Consider the following 22,321-nt stretch of genomic DNA (forward strand, 5'->3'; position numbering starts at 1 on the left):
CCTGTTTATGGCTTGAGATGGATCTTTCCTGTTAGATACCCGGTTGGAAAAATAGTTCCCGAGTACTAGGATTTATTACACTCATTTTTACCCAGTATCGGCCCCAGGCGGCGGGATAAGCCATGACGGTTCTTCGCAAACAGTTCGTAGCCAAAATCAGCAATACAGGCAACACCCGGCCATCGTAAAGGGGCAACCAGGCACCCCATGCCTACAGCTTCCCAGGCCGCCAGAGTTGCATCCACCCCCTTTACTACACGGCCATCAGCCAGCTTCGCGTGAATAACCCGATCCAGTTCTGCCAGGTCAAATTCCGGGTATTTTTCCTGAAAACCATCCTGTCTGATATCAACCAGCTTCAGTAAACCTTTGCGGTTCTTTTTCGCCAGATGATCGACTTCACGCATGCACAGCGGGCATTCTCCATCGTAGAAAAGCGTAACAGGCAGGGATATTTCTTTTCTTTTTAGCACCATAACTGCAATCACCGAAGGTAAATGATTTTTCGAGAATGTAAGCAACCTTTAATAAACGTTTTTTTGCCAATTTTACGGCCCGGGCAGTGCTCCAGATCAAACAATTGGCGGATATTACTTATTAGCACAAACAATGCGAATTATTATCATTCATGTTATTGAACACCTTTTATGCTTCGAGTAACCTACGCTGCTGTTAGGTCATTCAACACTATTATCGCTCCTGGTCATGCCTAAAAAAGCTTTCTTCACATTGCTGATATCCGTTGCGGCCCATGTGGCGGTGGTGGTTGCGCTGGACCACCAGGAATCTGAGCCCAGAACCATTTATATGGGTTCTATCCAGGCACCGGTTTCCGTGAGCTTTGCCACGGTCAGCCAGCCGGAACCGCCGGTCAAAGAGCCGGTTGTTCAGGAAGAACCTGAGCCTGAACCAAAGGTAGTCCAGAAACCGATAGAGAACGCCAGGCCCGTTCTTGAAAAGAAAGCACCCAAGCCAGAGCCGGTAAAGAAAAAACCGGAAAAAATCACCGAAAAGTCCAAACCCGTTGAGAAGACCAGGCCTGAAGTGACTGAGCCGGTGATGGCAAAAACCGTGACTGAGAGAAGCCCGTCCCCCGGACTGAGCAACGAGCCCGTGATGGTGAGTGAACCGGAAATCCGTGACTGGGTTCAACCCCGCTACCCGAAACTGGCGCAACGGAGAAATCAGCAGGGCGTGGTGATGCTCGATGTAATTGTTGATGAACGGGGTCACCCGATCACCATCGATATTCTTGAGTCATCCGGCTACCCCGTGCTGGACAGGGCAGCCATTGATGCCGTTAAGCGCTGGTCATTCAAGCCCGAGCAACGTAATAGCCAATTTGTGAAATCCCGGGTGCATATTCCCGTCGCATTTGAAATCAGTTGATTCAGCAAACCATTTACTACTGAGCAGGTAACGCCATGTTGACAGAACACCTTGCATCACTGGGGATCATGGCCTGGCCATTACTGATCACCTCTTGCCTTGGACTGGCCATGATTCTTGAGCGGCTGGTGACCTATGCCCTGCTGCCCTCCATGAACCGCAAGGGGATGACCGCACTGTTTAATGAAGTGCGTCAATGCTGTGGCAGCGATAAGCAGGCACAAAGCAAGGACAATCTTTGCCAGGATCTTAGCCAGGGCAAAGGCATTCGTCAGGGGGTTGCAGTGCTTCTGAGCCACAGCACCTGGGAAAAGTCGATGCGTGAGGAAGTGGCTGGCCTGTGGCTGCTGAAGCAGAAGCGTAGCCTGAATGCCTGGCTGAAGCCATTGATGCTGATTGGTGTGCTGGCCCCTATGCTGGGTCTGCTGGGTACCGTATTGGGTATGATCGATATGTTCCGTGATATTGCCGCCGTGGCCGGTCCGGTCACTCCGGATATTCTGGCTGCGGGTCTGTGGCAGGCGATGTTCACCACCGCATTCGGTTTGATCATCGCAATTCCAGCCCTGGCGGCGGCTCACGGTTTTGGTGTCTGGGCTAACCATTATCTCTCCAAGCTGGAGTTTGCCCTGAATCACACTAACCTGCTGCTGGAAGGCCTGACGATGGACGACGACGGTTTAGCCACTTCGCCTTCAGCACCTGCTGTTAAGAGTTTGACGGAAAAGGGTAGTGCCAGCTCAGAGACTGGCCAGCCAGACGTCCTCCGTGCCGGAGCGGTAGCGGCATGATTCGCATCAACGATATTGATGAAACCAGTGCATCACTCTCCATGGCGGATCTGACGCCGCTGCTGGATGTGGTGTTTATCGTCATGGTGTTTCTACTGTTCACCGCCAATGTACAGACCCTGAGCCTGCCGGTGGAACTGCCTCAGGCAACCCGGCAGGAGGCGTCGGTCACCACGGCCCCAAAAACGCTGACCGTCAGTATTCTGGAACAGGGTGAGCCCTGGGCTATTGGTGAACAGAAGTTTGAGCAGTGGGAAGTGTTCGCTACCACTTTGTTGAAACAGGTGAAAGAAGCTCCCGGTACCACTGTACTGATTGCCGGTGATAAAGATGCCCCCCTGGGCAATCTGGTCAAGCTGATGATGTTTTTCAGCCAGCACAAGATTGACGCTGCGCAGGTGCTGATGGAACAGGAAGATGGTAAAGGCGAACCATGAAGAAAACGTTTAAACCACTGTTGGCCGCCCTGGTGGCTGTTTCTGCTGCCATGGGTGGCAACGCTGCACTGGCGCACGGATCACACGACAATCAACGTATTGTCTCTGCTGGCAACGGGGTAACCGAGATTATCTATGCCCTGGGTGCCGGTGATCAGGTGATTGCCGTTGACCAGACCAGCACCTGGCCCCTGGAAGTCAACCAGTTGCCCAGGCTCGGCTATCATAAACAGCTGTCTGCTGAGGGGATTCTGGCGCTTGGGCCTACCCTGCTGATCGGCACTGAAGACATGGGCCCAACGGCAACCCTGACCCAGTTGAAAAGTGCCGGTGTTGCGGTGGCAGCCCTGCCCCTGGAGCATACCGCTGACAGCATTGAACATCAGATCAAGTCACTGGCCGGTATTCTTGGTAAAGAGGAACAGGGCGAAGCGCTGTGGGACGACATCGAAGACTCCCTGGATGAGGCGCAAGCCATGGCCAGTGCTTATCAACAACAGCATGAAAAGAACGTACCGGTCCTGTTTGTCCTGACCATGGGCGGGCGCTCCCCAACCATCGCCGGTACCGGCACTGCGGCTAATGCGATCATTGGTCTGGCAGGGGGATACAACCCCGCAGCAGAGCAGTTTAAAGGGTACAAGGCACTGTCCAATGAAGCCATGCTGCTGCTGGCACCCGAGGTCATCATTTTTCCGGGCTCAACCAGTAACCCGGATATGACACCGGCAAAACTGCTGGAACAGATGCCCATCCTGAAGCAGACGCCTGCTGGCCAAAACGGCCGGGTGGTCGCCATTGATGGCAATATGCTGCTAGGCGGCCTCGGCCCAAGAACGGGGGATGTTGCACTGTCCCTGGCGAAATCTTTTTACTTAGACCAAGGTAATCCATCCTCCAATGAGTCGTAACCATCAGGGGGCACTGCTGTTAACCGCGCTGGCAATCCTGCTGCCAGTCGTGGTGATTGTGTCCATTGGCGTGGGCGCTGTGCCCATTCCCGCAGGTGATATTCTGACCATACTGTTTGACCGGCTGGGTTTGTCCGACAGCACCATCAGCAACCAGTCTGCGCTGATTATTGAGTCCATTCGTTTACCCAGAACACTGCTGGGGCTGATTGTCGGTGGCTCGCTGGCGGTCGCCGGTGCCTCCATGCAGGGCCTGTTCCGAAACCCGCTGGCGGACCCCAGTATTGTCGGTGTCTCCAGCGGTGCGGCCCTGGGTGCGGGTATTGCCATTGTCCTGGGTGGTCTGCTGTTTGCCGGTGCTCCATCCCTGGTGCAAAGCTACAGCGTTTCCATTCTGGCTTTTGTTGGCGGGGTACTGTCCACCTGGCTGGTGTATAAAGTCGGTACCACCAGCAACGGCACGTCGGTGGCAACAATGCTGCTGGCCGGTGTGGCGATCAATGCCCTGGCCGGTGCCGGGATGGGGATGTTGAACTACGTTGCGGACGATACCATGCTGCGCAACCTGACCTTCTGGCAGATGGGCAGCCTGGGGGGCGCTACGTGGGATCTGGTGATTATCTGTGCCACGCTATTAATCCCGGTGGTCCTGATTCTTGGCCGTTATGGCCTGGTGCTGAACGCGCTGCTGCTGGGTGAGTCGGAAGCTCGCCACCTGGGCATTGATGTCCAGAAGGTCAAGCTGACCCTGATTTTCCTGACAGCCCTGGCCGTGGGGGTTTCCGTTTCCGTCAGTGGTTTTATCGGTTTTGTGGGACTTGTGGTTCCTCATCTGATTCGCCTGGCGGTTGGCCCGGACCATCGTATTCTGTTGCCAGCCTCGGCCATGCTGGGCGGTATTCTGTTACTGGTAGCGGATATGCTGTCCCGCACCATTGTCGCCCCGGCAGAACTTCCCATCGGTATTGTCACTGCCCTGATGGGTGCCCCTTTCTTCCTGTCACTGTTGTGGCAGCAACGTAAAAGGATTGTCTGATATGGCCTCTGGTAAGGAAAGCGCAGCGGTAAACACGCTGGAAGTTCGGGGCGTATCGGTGCAGATCGGAGACAGGCACCTGCTTCAGGACATTAATCTGACCCTGAAGCCCCGGGAAGTGGTCTCGGTGCTTGGCCCAAACGGTGCCGGTAAAAGCACCTTGATGAAAGTGATCAGTGGCGAGAGAAAACCTTCCAGCGGCGAAGTGCTGCTTAATGGTCGCAGTGACTGGCCATTGAACCATCAGGCATTGATGCTCGGTGTGTTGCCGCAGTCATCCTCGTTGAGCTTTCCCTTTACGGCGGAAGAAGTCGTTCTGCTGGGCCGCATTCCCTGTGCCAGTCACCATGATGAAAACCTGATGATTACCCGGGAAGCGCTTAACAAGGTTGATGGCTTACATTTGCAGGATCGTCATTACACCACCCTCTCCGGTGGTGAACGCCAGCGTGTGCATATGGCGCGGGTATTGGCTCAGATCTGGGATGAAAGCCCTTATGGTCAGCGCTACCTGTTGCTTGATGAGCCTACATCGGCACTGGACCCGGCCCATCAACAGCTGACCCTGAAAATGGCCAGGCAGGAAGCAGACCAGGGCATCGGCGTGATGGTTATCATGCACGACCTGAATCTGGCCGCGCGCTATTCTGACCGGATTGTGATCCTCAGAAATGGCAGGATAGCTGCAGAAGGCACACCCCATCAGGTTCTGACCCCGGAAACGATTGGACAAGTGTTCGATATTGAGGTCAGTGTATCTGAGCACCCGGCCTATCACTGCCCGCTGGTTGTGAACCATTAATTGGCCGTTTAAGTGATGGCCTGACGATGCAGCGTCAGGCCCCAAACAACCAGCGCTACCCTCCTGCCAGCACCGGCTCTCCGTTCCATTGTTCGACCTTATTCCCGGAAGAAATCCGGCTCTTTGCCGCAAGGCCATGGGCAAACGTCTCAAATACCTGGGATATATATTTTTCCAGGGAGCGCAGTCCCGGGTCTTGATCCGTTTCAATAAAGTCATGAATCATGTCATGACCGCTCTGTGGTAAGGTGAAATCGGCAAAAAGCTTACCCGCCGACTGATAACGCCTTTCCTTATTGGGAATCATGGTTTCAAAGGCAATTCTCTGTTTCGCGCTGGTATCGAAACCGTCAAATACGACTTTATCCAGTCTGGAGGCAATGGCCTCAAGCTCAGGATCGTGGGTGCTTAATTCATGAATATCACGGTTACCGGCAAGAATGATGGTCTCAGGCAAACGTACTTCTGTTTTCAAATAAGGACTGTAGTAAGAACGATTGGACGGATCGAGCAACTTCAACATAAACGACAGTACATCTTTGCTTTTCTCGTTTCCGGAGATGAAGAGCCGATCAAACTCATCAATCAGCAGAACCTGATTATGGTGATTAATATCCTGGCTTGAATCGGTACGGGCAACAATCGCATCCAGAATTCTGCCAGCCCTGGCATTGGCACTTTCAAACGGGGTTCCGACAATATCATCAATGGAGGCACCATCGAGATTGACAATGGCAAGGTTAGTCCCCATCGCTTCCGCCAGCTGTTTGGCTGCATGGGTCTTGCCGGTTCCGGGTGCGCCCAGGAAATAAATCGGGTAATGGCTATCATGGATTGAGGAATCGGTCTGCTGGTAAATCAGCTCGGAATGGACAAACCGTTTTAACCGTTCGCCTACGTGGGTTGGGTAGTCCTGCAAGGCTTCCTCAATTTTCTCTTCATCGTACACCAGTGCTTTGGAGTAAAACGGAAGCCTTAATGCTTTATCCAGAATTTTCTGCAACCGGTTGAGTGCTTCGCCGCCAGGGCTTCGCCAGAAACTGTAAAACAGCTCATCCTCGATGTAATGTTGTGTGCGTTTGTCCAGCAATGCTTTCTTGGCACCATAGGCCAGAATCAAATTCTCCTCGGCCAGCTTGGGCGCAAATATTCCGTAATAAACATTCATGGTAAATGGAACAGATGTCGCCACTATTAATGTGCCGACCATCGTAAAAGACACGTAAGCTAACAGGTTAGTAAAATCCGAGCTGGTCCTCACAAATTGGTAAATGGCTCCTTTGTACGAAAATGCTGTTCCAGCAATAGCAAAAGCAGGAACATAAAACGCCAGATAGGGTAACGACTCATAGAGAGAATACTCCTTCAGTACCCAGTTGTACTGCCGTTTTGCTTCAGCCCAGCCTGCCCTTACCTGAGCTTCAATGGGTTGTCCCCCATATCCGGGGGCATTCAGACGATCAAAGAAACGGTTGTTTGCCATATATTGCCTGACATAGCTGATATGTAATTTATCCGGTGTTACCGCAGTCTCATCTGCCAGAGCAATGGGACACAAAATAAAGGAGACTAAAAAGAAAATACAAAACTGCCTGAACTGCTTCATCAATTTAACCTTATTAACTTTGTTCGATTTGCGCACTTAGACAATATTTTCCTGATCAAGGTTCACAGGCATGAACTAATCCAATGATTGCGGTAATTCCGGTGACCACTCACATCCCGGAAATGGCCTGCATGGCCGTCACGTAACCACAACAATCCCGCTGTGGTAAACCGAAGTTTTCCACTTGAAATCTGTTGATCTGTATCAATTGCACACCACCTCACAAATCAAAATAATAATAATTCTCATTTTGTAAGTTAGAATGATCCGATTATGGTTGCCAGACACACCCTGGGTCCCGAGCTGACCGGGATATCATCCCCTGATCCACTGAAGTTTGCCTTTACCGGCAAGAAGTCAGCCCACACCCAAAGCGGCTCCATTCCGGTTCCCGCCGGGCAGACTCAGGCTATGTACCGGCAACTGATGGATAGCCCTGCTAACCCACAGCAGCTGACGGACAGTAAGCGACTGGCCTATATCCATATTCCTTTTTGCAGAACCCATTGCTCTTACTGTGGTTTCTTTCAAAACACCACCAAAAAAGATGAAATTGCCCGCTATGTCGACTATCTGGAACGGGAAATTCGCCTGTCGGCACAGGATGCCTGGACTCAGGGAGGCCTGTTCCATGGCGTCTATTTTGGCGGCGGGACACCCACCGACCTGACCCCGGAGCAGATTATTCGCCTTGGCAATGCAGTACGTGAGTACCTGCCACTGGCCAACGATGTTGAGATGACCTTTGAAGGCCGTTTTCATGGCTTTGATAACGACAAAATTGCGGCCTGCCTGGAATCCGGGTTTAACCGCTTCTCCCTGGGGACACAGAGTTTTAATACCACCATCCGTCGCCGCATGAGCCGGATCGACTCCGGTGAATTCCTGCTGGAAAGGCTGGACTATGTCAGCAGTCTGAACAATGCAGCCGTCGTCGTAGACCTGATGTTCGGTCTGCCGGGCCAAACCCTGGATGACTGGGAGCAGGATCTGCACACCTTCCTGCAATCCAAAGCCCATGGTGTCGATCTTTATCAACTCATTCTGCTGGGTTCCAGCCGGATGAAGCAGTCGATTGACAATGGCTCCATGCCCGAGCCGGCCAGCTCACCGGAGCGTGCGGAAATGTTCCGCCGGGGAGTTGATATCCTCAGTTCCCACAAAGTGGGTCGACTGACTGTCAGCCACTGGGGACGGGATACCCGGGAGCGGAATATCTACAACCACGGGGTAAAATCCGGTGCCGAAATCATGCCGTTTGGTGCCGGTGCCGGTGGTAACTTTGCCGGGCACAATGCCATGAGCCTGAGAACACTGCCCGCCTATTACGAGGCCCTGGATGCTGGCCAAAAGCCCCTGATGATGATGAGCAAAGCCACGGGTAATAAACCGCTGCTGGGCACCATCGGCTCGGGTTTTGACCGTGGCTGGTTGGAAATCGGCAAGCTTGACCATGTTGCTGGTGCAGGCATGAGCGAGCACTGCATGCCGCTGTTTGACGCCTGGCAGGACAATGGCCTGGCCACCATTCACCATGGCATTCTCGATTTGACGCTGCCCGGGCAATTCTGGAACGTCACCATGCACCAGGCCCTGATTAATTTTCTTGAACAACATCCTTTTGCTGGACAAAACACGGAGAAAGCCGCATGACTCTGGCTCAACAGGTACAGGATATTCTGACCGGAAACCCGGCCATTTTACCGGCAGATATAGCTAACCAGCTCAATGCCAGCGAACTGGACGTGATTCAGGCCATGCCCGCTGACATGGTGACATTGATTGATGCCAGCCATTACCTGGATGTCCTGCGGGATATCAAAACCTGGGGCGAACTGACGCTGGTGATTGATGTGGATGGTTCAATTTTTGAAATGGTTGGCCATTTCCCGAAAGGGGGTGAAAAGTTCGGCTATTACAATCTGAGCGACCGCCGGACACCGCTGAAAGGACACCTGAAGCTGGATAATGTTGCGGTGATCGCCCTGGTCAGCAAGCCCTTCCATGGTGTAGCAACCCGCTCGGTGCAATTCCTGAGCAAACAGGGCCGTATGTTGTTCAAAGTTTACCTGCGTCGGGATAAAGAGCAGAACTTTTTGCCGGAACAGCTGGAAAAATTTGAGGCGTTGAAGAGACTCTCTGCCGCCTGATGATCTCCCTGGTAACACGGGTACTGCTGGTTACCGGGATTTAAAACTTGCGTCTGTGATCTTCCTCCTGAGGCCTCCGTCACCACCCGGAGGCTGGCCGGGAATAGCCTGCGAATTTGCAGCAAAACCTGGGAACCCAATGTCTGGTTGACTCAAATATTGCAAGGATGGTGTCCGGGAGGAACTTTTAAAAGAAAGAACAGTCTTAAGGCAGAATTCAATAATTCCATAATCTAATGGATATACCTGCCTGCTCTGATTCACACGCTATTTCTTGTTGTCTTCAAGATACCGCTTCGTCTGGATCTGGTACATCGGGTCAACTCTTCTTCCGTGAAATAGCAGAAGCAGCAAATATTCTATGTGCCATGGGTACTCATAAAACTAATGAACACCACCTTCAGCAGCCAACGAAGTCTTTTCACAATGCATTGAATGATTCCCGGTTTGAAAACAGATCGATCGTCATCGCTTATAGCGATAATGAAGAAGATCAACCACGTCACTTACCGGCAACAACAGGATCGCAGAATAATGATCCTGCCCCCGTGTATATTCCTGAAAATGAACGGTTTTCAATCTATTCTCTGTTAGGGTTAGGGGGTGAAATTCATTCATCAGACGATTTAGCCTTGGCAAGAGTTGATGAGTCTGATGAACGTTGCTCCTTACCCATTGAGCACGAAAAGGAGCCTCGTAAAGCGCTCACCGATACACAGCACCGAAGGGAGCGCTATAAAAATGACCCTTCCTACGCCGAGCAACTCAGGAAGAAAAGCAGGGAACGTTACCGAAATGATCCCGCTTACGCAGAGCGCCAAAGGAAGCGCCAAAGGGATCGCAAAAGAGAGCGCTACCACAATGATCCCGTTTACGCAGAACACAAAAGGGAGCTCAAAAGAAAGCTTCGCAGAAATCCCGTTTATGTAGAATTCGAAAGGAAGAAAAACAGGGAACGCTACCAGAATAATCCCGCTTACCGAGAGCGCCTAAGGGAGCGCCAAAGGGAGAGCAGAAGGCTGCGCTACCACAATGATCCTGATTTCGCAGAGCGCAGAAGAGAAGCGTCACGAAGATACCGCTTACGCAAAGCACAAAAAAATGCGTCACCAGAATGATCCCTGTTTTGCCAATAGATAAGTAGTTAACCAAATGAAATCATATTAAAAAGCAATTCTAAATGAACTTTTGCAAAATAATTCAGTCAAATAGACGTATCCCCTGTTTGCCGCAGCATTACTGCCATAAAAATTGTGGGATATAAATAACTAATATTCTGAGGATATAAGACATATGAATGTCTCTCATCGTACTCCACCGGTGATCAAACAGCCACAACAAGTGGAACATCGGTCGGCCGGTTATGGCTGTGATTTTCACGCTGTTAAAGAAACTGCTAAAATTTCGAGTGGCTATGGTGCTATCGGTGCCTTCGGCGGTTACATGGGGGGTGCATTAATATCCAAGTGCCAAATCGCTTATGCCTTCCTCGGCATACCTATTGGTTTTGCCAGTCTTGCCTGTCCTGTAGCCACCTTTATTGGCATCTCTAGTCACTGCGCTTGCGTCAAGAAACTTCCGGAACGACAGATCGCCATCTGTACTGAACCAGTCTCCCACACTGGTGACAAGCAACAGAGCTCGGAGCAACCATCGGTATCATCTCCACCATACTGGGATCCCAACAGCATGGCTCCTCCACCGTATCCGGGAGAGGGAGATGCATTCATCTTCATAGATCCCTCATCGTATTCGTTCGTTTGTAGCAAATGCACAGCTCCCATTCAGTCTCAGCCAGGATTGCAGAGTTCTTTTGATGACTCATTCCAAGTTTTCAAACAGCCTCTGGTATCGTGGGAGGGGGATCAGCAGGGGGCAATTTCTTAGGGTCTGCTTTGACTTGACGAAAAGGCTCTCTTGCCATAACTGAGATGCTTAAATAATTAATGCATCACTTTAATCAATGTGCTGGCAACGGTCTTGGTCTGGCTTCTGGTCATACCAGGATATATTGGCAGTGAAAGACAGTGTTCGGATAACTGCTCACATACGGGTAGTTCATGTTCACCGTCCTTCCCTGCCAATGCCCTTTGCTTATTTAGAGGCAACGGGTAATAAATAGCACTGGCAATACCTTCACCGGCAAGGCGCTTCCTGACCATATCCCGGCCAGTGGGCAAAACAACCGTAAACTGATGATAAATATGTTCCTGCTGCCCATGAGGAAAGAGTACCTCACTATCGTTCAGGAATTCTCGATACCATTGTGCCACCTGTTGTCGCTGAGCATTAAACACCTCTATATGCTCCAGCTTGACTCTTAACAGGGCCGCCTGAATTTCATCCAGACGACTGTTGTAGCCCGGGCACTCATGGTGGTACTGGTATGCACTGCCGTGATTTCGTAGCATCCGTACCGTTTCGGCGACTTTTAATTCGCTGGTAATGACCAGACCACCATCACCAAATCCACCAAGGTTTTTACTGGGGAAAAAACTGAAAGTACCGAGCAAACCGAAATTGCCGGTTTTTCGGGATTGATAACCAGCACCAAAGGATTGTGCACAGTCTTCCAGCAGGATTAAACCATGACGATCACAGACGGCCTGAATCTCCCGAAGCGCTGCAGGTAAACCAAAAAGATGGACAACCAGCACAGCCCTGCAACGGGAAGTGATACTTCGCTCCAGCTCAAGGGGGTCAATATTGAATGTCTCTGAGTCTATATCAACCAGAACGGGCGTTGCCCCCACCTGGATAATGGCCTCCGCTGTGGAAAAAAAGGTAAAACCCGTGGTTAATACCTCATCTCCCGGCCCTATACCGGCAGCATGGAGAGCAAGAACAAGTGCATCGGTACCATTTGCACAACTGATGGCGTACCTGGCTCCGAGGTAATGAGCGACCTCCTGTTCAAAAAGCTCCACTTCTTTCCCCATGATAAAACGACCACTGCGCAATACTTCCAGCGCTTTTTTTTCTAACTGCGCCTGAATTGGCCGATGCCATGCCTGCACATCCACCATTGGGATAGTATTCATTTTTTTTTGATTCATGGTGCCCCTTTTACACTCAATAAAACGGTACCGATTATTCGCTATATGGTTATTTTATCCTTTGCCAGCCGTTCAACGTTTGCTGTCAGAGGCTTACACCCGTCTTATGAATAATCTCCGAAATTCTATTCGCGGCATGCAACGCATCTCGACCATCTTCACCGCTGACCTTTGGGGGGCTTGCAGCAATAACACTCAGAAGAAAGTCTTCAATCTCCAGCCTGAGCGCATCACTGCCCTCATAACTCTGCTCCTGACATTCGATGGCCGGAACCCCCGGATGCAACTCCCCTTCACCTTTGAAGAAATGGCTGACTTTCAACGCTTGAAAATCAACGCAGATACAGGAGCATTTCTGGAAAATCCGCATTTTCCTTTTGCTTTTCTGACTGATTCGACTGGCGGTCACATTGGCAACACAGCCATTGGCAAACGACAAACGGGCCTGGGCAATATCAATGGTGTCTGACAAAACCGCACTGCCATTGGCCGCAATATCCAGTATCGGGGAATCCACCATATTCAGAATAATATCCAGGTCATGAATCATCAGATCCATAATCACATTGATGTCCATGGATCGTGGCTTGAAGCTGGACAGGCGGTGAGACTCAATAAACCGGGGCTGGTTAACCTTGTCGGCAACGCACCGCAGTGCTGCGTTGTAGCGCTCCAGAAAGCCAACCTGGAGGATCAGTTGTTGCTTCCTGGCCAGCTTAATCATCTCTTCAGCCTGGGGTACATTGCTGGCAATGGGCTTTTCCACCAACACATGCACGCCCGCTTTCAGAAAGTCACTGGCTATGGCGTGATGCAGGGCGGTAGGAACAACAACACTGACGGCATCAACCTGCCCGATCAGGTCCCGGTAATTACTGAAATAATGGGTGTTGCAGCTGCTGGCAACCTGCTGGCCACAGGTCTCGTTGATATCGGCAACGCCCACAAGGTGGCTGGATGCCAGCCGGGCATACTTCTGAGCATGAAATTTACCGAGATAACCCGCTCCAATCACTGCCGTTCGTAGCATTTGCTGGCATCACTCTCTGGCTTATGGGAACGCCGCCACTCTGAACAGTATTGACCCGGTTATGGAATTGGTATTAAAACGATATTCCCTGATCAAGGTTGTCGATGAATAGAAGCAGTAAAGAAAAGATAGACAGAAATTGCAGTTCTGCTAGAAGAAGAGGAAGAAATGGGGCAGAAAGTGAAAGGCAGCGAGGCACGCTGCCTTAGCCCGGATATTTCATAAACTGCCCCGAATCTCGCGCCGGACTTTGTCGCTCTAAGGGATTTTGTGAGGGAGCGCCGTACCGGGGAGTACGGTCGACTGAGCAAAACTCCCTTAGAGCGACAAAGGACAAGCGAGAGTGAGAGCACGTTTATGAAATATCCGGGTGAGGATGCTGACCAAGAATAGACTGCCGCAATCAGCTGCGCTTGCCTTATACGCTCACCTCGGCATGTTTATGACCACCGATAGCAGTTCTGTAGTCCAGCTCAATCTTGTTGATGACGCGGTCACCATCGAGCAGACACCCAGAAATACGGCGGTTTATTGCTATGAAAAGAGATTACAACACGTAACCACCCGACCATTTGCAGCCATATTCACTGACTGCCCATGGCCGGGTATGACTCAATCAAATCCCGAAAAAAATAAATTTCAGAACAAATAATGTGGCCAGAATCCACATACTGATACTGACTTCACTGGTCCTTCCCGCCAGCAGTTTTACCAGTGGGTAAGCGATAAACCCGAGAGCAATGCCGTTAGCGATGGAAAAGCTCAGCGGCATCATAATGGCGGTAATCAGTACCGGACCCGCTTCCGTCAGATCATTCCAGTCAATGTTTGCCAGACTGCCTGCCATCAGCACGGCAACATAAATCAGGGCACCGGCTGTCGCATAGGCGGGAACCATGGCCGCCAGTGGCGAAAGGAACATGCAGAGCAGGAACAAAACACCCACAGTGACGGCTACCAGGCCTGTTCGTCCACCGGCTGCGACACCTGAAGCACTTTCTACATAGGATGTCACCGTCGGTGTTCCCATCAGGGCACCTGCCCAGGAAGCGGTGCCATCGGTAACCATCGCCCGGTTCATGTTGTGCATCTTGCCATTCTCGTCAGCCAGACCAGCTTTATCGCCAACGGCAATCAACGTTCCGGTGGTATCAAACAAATTCACAAACATGAAAGCAACGATAACGCCCAGCATCTCGGGTTTCAGGGCACCCATGATATCCAGTTTACCAACCACAGGTTCAAGGCTCGGTGGGGCGGAGTATATTCCCTGAAAGGCGATATCCCCAGCCAGAAGGCCTATGCCCGAAACAACGACAATGGCCGTCAGCACCGCTCCCTTGAAGCCACGGTAAGCCAGCCCCAGAATCAACAGCAGGCTCAAACAGGCCATCACCGGGCTGAACTGGGTAATATCACCCAGCGTGATAATAGTACCCTGGCTGGCCACCACAATACCGGCATTTTTCAGACCAATCAGTGCGAGGAAAAGGCCAATACCGGCGGTAATACCCACTCGCAGACCTTTCGGAATGCTGTTGATAATCCACTCACGGATTTTGAACAGGCTCAGCAGCATAAAACCGATACCCCCCCAGAAAACGGCACCCATCGCCTGTTCCCATGAGTAGCCCATACCCAGCACAACGGCATAGGCAAAGAACGCATTCAGGCCCATACCGGGTGCCAGGCCTACGGGCCAGTTGGCATACAGGCCAATAGCGATGGAGCTCAAACCGGCGACAATACAGGTAGCCGCAAACAAAGCACCTTTATCCATACCGGCATCGGCAAGCATACCCGGTATCACAAACACCACGTAACACATGGTGACAAAGGTGGTGAAACCGGCCACCAGCTCGGTTTTTACCGTTGTGTTATGTTCCTTAAGCTTGAATAACCGCTCGAGAAACGTGGGCTTCTCATCGGCCAAAGGCAGTGGTCTTGTATCCGCTCTATTCATAGAGGCTCTAATCCTGTTGTAGAAAATTTTAAGATCCCGGTCATACGGAAGCAGAGCCTCCCGGATTCAGGTACCTGTATTCTGTCGTGAAAATCGTTACCCAGCCTGGCAAGACTAACAACCTGGACTGGAACAATGCAAATTTCTGACTATATAGTCAATAAAATTCACAGTTGGTGGCTTGCTATTTTACTGACCAGATAGTCAAATTAATGCAAATTAACAGGCTGGAAATGCCATACAGCCCGCCCAACGGGAGCTTCAGAGTCTGTTGCAAAAGGCCTGTCATGGCATAGAAAGACAAAATAAAAAGAAAAGGACATGCCATCGTGATTCGCTTTCTTCTTAACGATCGGCTCGTCGAAGTTGAGGACACCGCTTCAGATACCACGGTTCTTGATTATCTTCGAGGCAACGCTGAAACCAGCTCTGCAAAGCCTGCCACTGAACAGCGTACCGGCACCAAAGAGGGCTGCTGCTCAGGTGACTGTGGCGCATGCACTGTTGTGGTGGGTGAACCAGAGGGCGATCGGCTGAAATATAATACCATGAACGCCTGTATTGCGCTGCTGCCTTCGCTGCATGGTAAGCAGCTACTGACCGTAGAAGACCTGGCAGGCTCGGCCCACCCGCAAGATAACCAAAACAAGAGCGAGTTACACCCGGTACAGCAGGCACTGGTTGACCACCATGGGTCGCAATGTGGCTTCTGTACCCCGGGCATTGTGATGTCGTTATTTGCGCTTCACCATGAACCTGCAGAAAACCAACCGGATGTTCTTGAGGCCCTGGGCGGCAACCTGTGCCGGTGCACTGGCTACCGCCCCCTGATTGATGCCGCTGAGAGCCTGGCCAATGGGCAACCGGATGACAAATTCTTCAGGCACCGGGCAGAAACCTTATCCAGACTGCAAACCATAGAACAACAGGGCAGTGTCAGCGGTAACGGTGCATTTATTCCTGCCAGTGAAGATGAGTTCGCCCGGTACCTGGTGGAAAACCCTGACGCCAGAATTCTGGCCGGTGGCACCGATCTTGGGCTCGACGTGACTCAACAGCTGAAGAAAATAAACAAACTGGTATTGGTAAAGCGTATTCCTTCTCTGCAGACCATACACGAGGAAAACAATGAGCTGGTGATTGGTTCGGCTGTTACTTATCGGAGCCTGAAACCCATACTGTCGAAGTACTTTCCTGAGTTTGCACAGATGCTGGACCGGCTGGGCTCCCAGCAAATACGCAATCAGGGAACTCTGGGCGGTAACATCGGCAACGCCTCGCCCATAGGCGACACTCCCCCTGTGTTACTGGCGCTGGATGCCTCTCTGGATCTTCGTCACGGAGATACCCTTCGAAATATCCCCCTGAACCGGTTTTTCCTGGATTACAAAAAGACTGAGCTTAAATCCGGCGAGTACATTGCCCGAATCCGTATTCCCACAACCCCTCACCAGTTGAAAGTCTATAAGCTCAGCAAACGCTATGGTGATGATATCTCCACCGTCCTGGCCGCGATCAATCTGGAGACCAACGACGATGGACACATAACCAGGGCAAGAGTGGCATTGGGTGGCATGGCGGCCATCCCCAGGCGTGCAGACTTGTGTGAGCAGATTTTAACGGGATCACCACTGAACCAGGAAACACTCAGTCAGGCCAAGGCCGCTCTGTGTCAGGAGTTCAGCCCGATGTCCGATGTCCGGGCCAGCAGCGAGTATCGTCTTGTAGCCGCCTGCAATTTGCTGGAGCGTTATTTTATGGAACTGTCTGGCCAGAATGTAAGGATTATCTGTCATGCGTAAACTACCGGATCTGGCCAGTGAACAGCAGCAAAGTCCTATAAGCGGAAACCGCTCGGCTAAACACGACAGTGCTCATCTGCATGTGACGGGTAAAGCCCTCTATATTGATGACCGCCCGGAAATGGCCAACCAACTGCATGCCGGGTTTGGTCTTTCCACAGAAGCCCATGCAGATATCGTCAGCATCAATGTTGAGGAAGTCTGGAATACGCCCGGTGTTATTGCGGTCATCACCGCAGACGATATTCCGGGTCACAAAGATATTGGCCCTGTCTTTCCCGGCGATATGCTATTGGCCGATGGCCGGGTGGATTATATCGGCCAACCGGTGTTTGCCGTGGCAGCCACCTCCCATAAAGCGGCGAAAATCGCAGCCCGCAAAGCTGTGATTGAATATCGTCCGCTGGAGGCCATTCTGGGTATTGATCAGGCCATGGCGCAAAACTCCTTTGTACGGCCTGACCACACCATGAAAAAAGGCGACGCCGGACAGGCCATCCATAATGCCGATCACCGGCTATCGGGACAGATGTCGAACGGTGGACAGGAGCACTTCTATCTTGAGGGACAGATTGCCAGCGTGATTCCCCTGGAAGACGGTCAGCTCCATGTCTATACCTCAAGCCAGCACCCTTCGGAAGTGCAAAAGCTGGTCGCTGAAGTCATTGGCATACCACTGAATAAAGTGGTGGCCGATGTACGCCGTATGGGCGGCGGTTTTGGTGGCAAGGAGACCCAGGCCGCCGCCCCGGCCTGTATTGCGGCGCTTCTGGCGGTAAAAACCGGCAGACCGGTGAAGTTTCGCATTGATCGACAGCAGGATATGCTCTCTACCGGTAAACGACACCCTTTTCGCCATCGCTATACCGTGGGTTTTGATCAGCAGGGCCTGCTGGCCGGTGTTGATATCGAGCTGGCCGGTGATGCCGGGCACTCTCCGGACCTGACCGACGCCATTGTCGACCGGGCCATGTTCCACTCTGATAACGCCTATTATCTCAATAACGCCCATGTGATCGGCCATCGCTGCCGAACCAATACCGCATCCAATACCGCTTTCCGAGGCTTTGGCGGACCTCAGGGCATGCTGGTTATTGAACGGATTATGGACGACATTGCACGTTCAACCGGTCTGGACCCCCTGGAGGTTCGCAAGAGAAACCTCTATGGCATCACTGACCGAAATACCACGCATTACCACCAGCGTGTGGAACATAACGTACTGCATGAGGTGATCGGCCAGCTGGAAGAAAGCTCAGACTACTGGCAACGACGGGAAGCCATCCGCGCATTCAACCAGCAAAGCCCGGTACTGAAAAAAGGGTTGGCGTTGACACCGGTGAAATTTGGTATCTCTTTTACCGCAAAACATCTGAACCAGGCCGGTGCGCTTGTCCATGTCTATACCGATGGCAGTATCCAGATCAACCATGGCGGTACCGAAATGGGTCAGGGTCTTTATATCAAAGTCGCCCAGATCGTGGCCAACGAGTTCGGTGTTGCTCTGGAACGGGTGCAGGTGACGTCTACCCGCACCGACAAAGTACCCAACACGTCACCCACTGCGGCATCCAGTGGTACCGACCTGAATGGCAAGGCCGCTCAGGATGCCTGCCAGAAAATCCGGGATCGTCTGGTTGATTTTGCGGTTGAGCACTATGGCGTCTCAGGGCAGGAAGTGTCATTCCAGGATGACAAAGTGCGTCTTGGTGAACGTCAAATGCCGTTTGCTGACTTTATTCAGGCGGCCTATCTGCACCGGGTTTCCCTATCCAGCAGTGGTTTCTACAGCACGCCGGAAATTCACTACGACCGGGAAACCGCCAGTGGCAGACCGTTTTACTACTTTGCCTGTGGTGCTTCCGTGTCAGAAGTCACCGTGGATACGCTGACCGGTGAATACAAGGTGGATCGGGTGGACATTCTTCACGATGTGGGCCATTCACTGAACCCGGCGATTGATCGGGGTCAGATTGAAGGCGGTTTTATCCAGGGCATGGGCTGGATGACCACCGAAGAGCTGGTATGGGACGACAGTGGACGTTTGCTGAGTAATAACCCGGCTACCTATAAAATCCCCACCATTGAAGATATGCCACCGGTATTCAATGTTGAGCTGTTCCAGCAGCCAAACCCGAAACACACCATCTATCACTCCAAGGCGGTAGGCGAGCCCCCCTTTATGCTGGGTATGTCGGTGTGGTGTGCCATACGGGATGCCGTATCCAGCCTTTCGGATTATCAGGTTAATCCACAAATTGATGTGCCTGCCACCCCGGAAAGGGTATTGACGGCCGTCACATCCATAAAAGAGAACGCGCTATAAACCGTGTGATGGGAGAGGATATGTGGATTGATGCCCTGGCCAGGCTTCAGCAAACCGGCGAGTCCGGTGTACTGGTGACCATTCTGGGGTCGGCAGGTTCTGCCCCCAGAAAATCTGGCAGTAAAATGGTGGTCACGGCTGACCAGTGCTTTGACACCATCGGTGGCGGGCAGCTGGAATTTCTGCTGATCCAGAAAGCCCGGGAACTTCTGCTTAACCACCACTCAGAGCCGCTTCTGGAGCACTTTCCCCTTGGCCCGAAGCTTGGGCAGTGCTGTGGCGGCAGTGTCAGTGCGCTGCTGGAACCGATCACCACCTGTGGTTTTCGTATCGCCCTGTTTGGTGCCGGTCACGTGGGTCATGCGCTGGTGAATGTTCTGGCTCCTCTGGATTGCCAGATTACCTGGATCGATAGCCGGGAAGCACTGTTTCCTGAACAGCTGCCGGGAAATGTTCGGGTCTGCATCAGCGATCAGCCGGAGCTGGAGGTAGAAAACCTGCCTGATAATACCTTTGTTCTGGTGGTCACCCACAACCACCAGCTGGATTTCGCCATTGCCGAAGCAACACTGAAACACGAACAAAGTCGTTGGTTGGGTGTTATTGGCTCAGAAACCAAGGCCAAGCGTTTCCGTCAGCGACTGGAACACAAAGGCAGTTTCTCGCCAGCCCAAATTGAGCATCTACGCTGTCCGGTTGGACTGGAAAATGTTGGGGGCCGAAAGCCTGCTGAAATAGCCATTGCGATTGCTGCTGAAATTGTGTCCATACAAAATGGCAACCGGGGTGAGAACCATAAAAAGCGCGAAGGTATCCCTTGGCAAGGCTTGAAAAAACTCTTACATTCTCATCAGCATGAAGTTGCCCAATGATAATAACTAACGTGTGTAGATACTATGCTGTCATCTATCCCGGCTTTTCTCAGGGGTTGCCTATCCGCGAGTGTACTCGCAATAAACACCCTGATTATGAGCATACCTTTACTGGCATTCAGTGTTAGTCGTTTTCTGATACCGATCAAACCGTGGCAAAAACTGTGTACCCGCCTGTGCATCGCTATTGCTGAGTGCTGGATCAGCATCAACAGTGGCTGGATGAAACTGACCCGGAGGATGCAGTGGCAAATTGCAGGACTGGACAGCCTGCAGAAAGATGAATGGTATCTGGTCACCTGTAACCACCAGTCCTGGGCGGATATTTTTATTGTCCAGCACCTGCTGAACCGCAGAATTCCCATGCTGAAGTTCTTTCTGAAACAGGAGCTGATCTGGGTACCGGTTATCGGCTTATGCTGGTGGGCGCTGGACTTCCCATTTATGAAACGCTATTCACGGGCCTATCTGGAAAAGCATCCGGAGAAACGCGGTGAAGATCTTAAAGCCACCCGAAAAGCCTGTGAAAAGTTCCGGGATGTTCCGGTATCGGTTTTTAACTTTATTGAAGGAACCCGCTTTACCGATGCCAAACACAAGCAACAGAAGTCGTCTTTTCAACATCTGCTGAAGCCACGGGCCGGCGGAGTTGGTTTTGTGCTTGGAGCCATGGATCAACAGCTGCGTACTTTGATTAATATCACCATTGTTTACCAGGACGGAGTGCCATCGTTCTGGGATTTCCTCTGCGGCCGGGGCGATGCCATCAACGTCAGGATTGAAAAACAGACAATTTCTGACGCTTATCTTGGTCGGGATTACAGTAATGATGAGGTATTTCGGGAACAGTGTCAGAACTGGGTGAATGAACTGTGGACTGAAAAGGACCAGCTGATCCTGTCAGTCAGGGAAAGCCACGCCAGAGCAGTGGCGGTTGAGCATGAGTAAGGAATGGTCCTGAATTAACTTCCCGGTTTATAACTTGCAAAAGTTAGTAATAGTTCATCATTCTGGTGATATAATCCCGCGCCAAATGCCCATTGATCGGTCTTCTGCATTCGAGTGCCATCAGTTCATTACCGCACGGTAACCCCGTAAGCCCCTCTTACGGGACATTACTTTTCTGAATACTCATCGGCAGCAAGCATCATTACCGTTGGTCGAGTTCTGCGAACCTGATGTGCCAGTTGATCAACAGGGCAAACTGATCATGCTCCATTTAATGAGGAACAACTATGCTTCCGGTTGAACGTCGCGAACATATTCTTGCTTTTGTTGAAGAAAAAGGCTGTGCCAACATCGAAGAAATGGCCGAACGTTTCGATGTCTCCCAAATGACCATCCGTCGTGATATTCGCACCCTGGAGCAAGAAGACAAGCTGCGCGTGACCTATGGCGGTGCTGTGTCCAAAAGCTTCCTGATGGAAGATATCCCTTACGAAAAGAAAAACGCGGTGAATATCGAAGAGAAAAAATCCATCGCCCATGAAGCCCTGAAGCAGATTCGTGAAGGGCAGATCGTTCTGCTGGACTCTGGTACCAGTACAATGGCGCTGGCCAAACTGATGATGCGCATGAAGGTCACCGTGATCACCACTGACCTGAAAATTGCCCTGCAGCTGTCAGACTCGTCAACGGTTAAGGTGTTCACCACCGGGGGTAATGTCAGTGCCATCACCAAGGCGCACACGGATGTTGCGGCCCTGTCATTCCTGGACAGCATTAATGCGGATATCGCCTTCCTGGCCACCAACAGCTGGAGCCTGAACAATGGCGTGACCACGGCATCCAACGATCATTACTATATCCGTCGCAAAATGATGGAACGGGCCAATAAAACCGTTCTGCTGGCGGATTCCAGTAAATTTGGTGCCTCCAGCATGAAAACCATTGCCCGTCTGGAAGAGCTGGATTGCATTATCACCGACAGCAAGTTTGATGAAGAGAACCTGGCCGCAATCCGCGAAGCCGGTGGCAATATCATTCTGCCGTCCTGACCAGAGATCATCTTCCGGGAGCCCTGTGGCTCCCTTTTTTTGCCGTGAAAATCCCTGATTTCAGTTGTGATGAGTTTGTAGTCAACTCATTGATAGTATTTAGCGACGATGTTTCTTTATTGCCGATTGAGTTTCCAGTCTTCTTCTTACTGC

20 protein-coding genes are annotated in these 22,321 nt (G+C 51.6%); 15 read left to right on the forward strand and 5 right to left on the reverse strand.

Annotation, left to right across the window (positions count from 1 at the left end):
• Positions 1 to 65 precede the first annotated feature (65 nt).
• Positions 66 to 476 (reverse strand): thiol-disulfide oxidoreductase DCC family protein, encoded by a 411-nt coding sequence (locus ACO6UY_RS05640; RefSeq protein WP_422461262.1) that lies wholly within the window; start codon positions 474 to 476, stop codon positions 66 to 68.
• A 229-nt stretch (positions 477 to 705) separates the two neighbouring features.
• Between ACO6UY_RS05640 and ACO6UY_RS05645 the strand changes: the two genes are divergently transcribed.
• From ACO6UY_RS05645 to ACO6UY_RS05670, 6 genes are read left to right on the forward strand one after another with little or no spacing between them, the layout of a single operon-like run.
• Positions 706 to 1,389 carry a TonB family protein gene (locus ACO6UY_RS05645; protein ID WP_422443813.1) on the forward strand — a complete coding sequence of 228 codons (684 nt, stop codon included), beginning with the start codon at positions 706 to 708 and terminating at the stop codon, positions 1,387 to 1,389.
• Between the two features lie 35 nt (positions 1,390 to 1,424).
• A complete protein-coding gene (locus ACO6UY_RS05650; protein ID WP_422443815.1) occupies positions 1,425 to 2,180 on the forward strand; it encodes a MotA/TolQ/ExbB proton channel family protein in 756 nt (251 codons plus the stop codon).
• The gene (locus tag ACO6UY_RS05655) at positions 2,177 to 2,617 is read left to right on the forward strand and encodes an ExbD/TolR family protein (RefSeq protein WP_422443817.1); all 441 of its coding nucleotides are present in this window, start codon (positions 2,177 to 2,179) and stop codon (positions 2,615 to 2,617) included. Before ACO6UY_RS05650 ends, ACO6UY_RS05655 begins: the two co-directional genes overlap by 4 nt.
• Positions 2,614 to 3,528 carry a heme/hemin ABC transporter substrate-binding protein gene (locus tag ACO6UY_RS05660; RefSeq protein WP_422443819.1) on the forward strand — a complete coding sequence of 305 codons (915 nt, stop codon included), beginning with the start codon at positions 2,614 to 2,616 and terminating at the stop codon, positions 3,526 to 3,528. The genes ACO6UY_RS05655 and ACO6UY_RS05660 overlap by 4 nt, the downstream gene beginning before the upstream one ends.
• Positions 3,518 to 4,564, forward strand: a complete 1,047-nt coding sequence (locus ACO6UY_RS05665) for a FecCD family ABC transporter permease (protein ID WP_209276391.1) — start codon at positions 3,518 to 3,520, stop codon at positions 4,562 to 4,564. The genes ACO6UY_RS05660 and ACO6UY_RS05665 overlap by 11 nt, the downstream gene beginning before the upstream one ends.
• Before the next feature lies 1 nt (position 4,565).
• Positions 4,566 to 5,366, forward strand: coding sequence for a heme ABC transporter ATP-binding protein (locus ACO6UY_RS05670; RefSeq protein WP_422443822.1), 801 nt, complete (start codon positions 4,566 to 4,568; stop codon positions 5,364 to 5,366).
• A gap of 55 nt (positions 5,367 to 5,421) precedes the next feature.
• Here the strand turns inward: ACO6UY_RS05670 and ACO6UY_RS05675 are convergent, their stop codons facing one another.
• The gene (locus ACO6UY_RS05675; RefSeq protein ID WP_422489339.1) at positions 5,422 to 6,972 is read right to left on the reverse strand and encodes an AAA family ATPase; all 1,551 of its coding nucleotides are present in this window, start codon (positions 6,970 to 6,972) and stop codon (positions 5,422 to 5,424) included.
• Between the two features lie 273 nt (positions 6,973 to 7,245).
• Between ACO6UY_RS05675 and hutW the strand changes: the two genes are divergently transcribed.
• The 4 genes from hutW to ACO6UY_RS05695 all read left to right on the forward strand — a co-directional run bounded on the left by hutW (position 7,246) and on the right by ACO6UY_RS05695 (position 11,009).
• Positions 7,246 to 8,625 carry a heme anaerobic degradation radical SAM methyltransferase ChuW/HutW gene (hutW, locus tag ACO6UY_RS05680; protein ID WP_422489341.1) on the forward strand — a complete coding sequence of 460 codons (1,380 nt, stop codon included), beginning with the start codon at positions 7,246 to 7,248 and terminating at the stop codon, positions 8,623 to 8,625.
• Positions 8,622 to 9,122 (forward strand): heme utilization cystosolic carrier protein HutX, encoded by a 501-nt coding sequence (gene hutX / locus ACO6UY_RS05685; protein ID WP_422443828.1) that lies wholly within the window; start codon positions 8,622 to 8,624, stop codon positions 9,120 to 9,122. Before hutW ends, hutX begins: the two co-directional genes overlap by 4 nt.
• Before the next feature lie 236 nt (positions 9,123 to 9,358).
• Positions 9,359 to 10,240: a hypothetical protein gene (locus tag ACO6UY_RS05690; protein ID WP_422489343.1), complete on the forward strand. Its 882-nt coding sequence runs from the start codon at positions 9,359 to 9,361 to the stop codon at positions 10,238 to 10,240.
• Between the two features lie 175 nt (positions 10,241 to 10,415).
• Positions 10,416 to 11,009, forward strand: a complete 594-nt coding sequence (locus tag ACO6UY_RS05695; protein ID WP_422443832.1) for a hypothetical protein — start codon at positions 10,416 to 10,418, stop codon at positions 11,007 to 11,009.
• A gap of 56 nt (positions 11,010 to 11,065) precedes the next feature.
• Here the strand turns inward: ACO6UY_RS05695 and ACO6UY_RS05700 are convergent, their stop codons facing one another.
• The 3 genes from ACO6UY_RS05700 to ACO6UY_RS05710 form a co-directional block, all read right to left on the reverse strand.
• On the reverse strand, positions 11,066 to 12,163 hold the full coding sequence (locus ACO6UY_RS05700) for a DegT/DnrJ/EryC1/StrS family aminotransferase (RefSeq protein ID WP_422443834.1): 1,098 nt from the start codon (positions 12,161 to 12,163) through the stop codon (positions 11,066 to 11,068).
• Positions 12,164 to 12,263: 100 nt separating this feature from the next.
• Positions 12,264 to 13,208: a Gfo/Idh/MocA family protein gene (locus ACO6UY_RS05705; protein WP_422443836.1), complete on the reverse strand. Its 945-nt coding sequence runs from the start codon at positions 13,206 to 13,208 to the stop codon at positions 12,264 to 12,266.
• A gap of 616 nt (positions 13,209 to 13,824) precedes the next feature.
• Positions 13,825 to 15,171 (reverse strand): NCS2 family permease, encoded by a 1,347-nt coding sequence (locus tag ACO6UY_RS05710; protein ID WP_422489345.1) that lies wholly within the window; start codon positions 15,169 to 15,171, stop codon positions 13,825 to 13,827.
• A 329-nt stretch (positions 15,172 to 15,500) separates the two neighbouring features.
• Here ACO6UY_RS05710 and xdhA point away from each other — a divergent pair, with 329 nt between their 5' ends.
• The 5 genes from xdhA to ACO6UY_RS05735 all read left to right on the forward strand — a co-directional run bounded on the left by xdhA (position 15,501) and on the right by ACO6UY_RS05735 (position 22,168).
• Positions 15,501 to 16,973, forward strand: coding sequence for a xanthine dehydrogenase small subunit (gene xdhA, locus ACO6UY_RS05715; RefSeq protein ID WP_422489347.1), 1,473 nt, complete (start codon positions 15,501 to 15,503; stop codon positions 16,971 to 16,973).
• Positions 16,966 to 19,299 carry a xanthine dehydrogenase molybdopterin binding subunit gene (gene xdhB, locus ACO6UY_RS05720; RefSeq protein WP_422443842.1) on the forward strand — a complete coding sequence of 778 codons (2,334 nt, stop codon included), beginning with the start codon at positions 16,966 to 16,968 and terminating at the stop codon, positions 19,297 to 19,299. The genes xdhA and xdhB overlap by 8 nt, the downstream gene beginning before the upstream one ends.
• An 8-nt stretch (positions 19,300 to 19,307) precedes the next feature.
• A complete protein-coding gene (gene xdhC / locus ACO6UY_RS05725) occupies positions 19,308 to 20,171 on the forward strand; it encodes a xanthine dehydrogenase accessory protein XdhC (protein ID WP_422489348.1) in 864 nt (287 codons plus the stop codon).
• Positions 20,172 to 20,195: 24 nt separating this feature from the next.
• Positions 20,196 to 21,119 carry an acyltransferase gene (locus ACO6UY_RS05730; protein WP_422443846.1) on the forward strand — a complete coding sequence of 308 codons (924 nt, stop codon included), beginning with the start codon at positions 20,196 to 20,198 and terminating at the stop codon, positions 21,117 to 21,119.
• A gap of 287 nt (positions 21,120 to 21,406) precedes the next feature.
• A complete protein-coding gene (locus ACO6UY_RS05735; protein ID WP_101748183.1) occupies positions 21,407 to 22,168 on the forward strand; it encodes a DeoR/GlpR family DNA-binding transcription regulator in 762 nt (253 codons plus the stop codon).
• The last annotated feature ends 153 nt before the right edge of the window (positions 22,169 to 22,321 follow it).

It is taken from the genome of Endozoicomonas sp. ALE010, from assembly GCF_049310165.1.
Taxonomy (GTDB): Bacteria; Pseudomonadota; Gammaproteobacteria; order Pseudomonadales; family Endozoicomonadaceae; genus Endozoicomonas.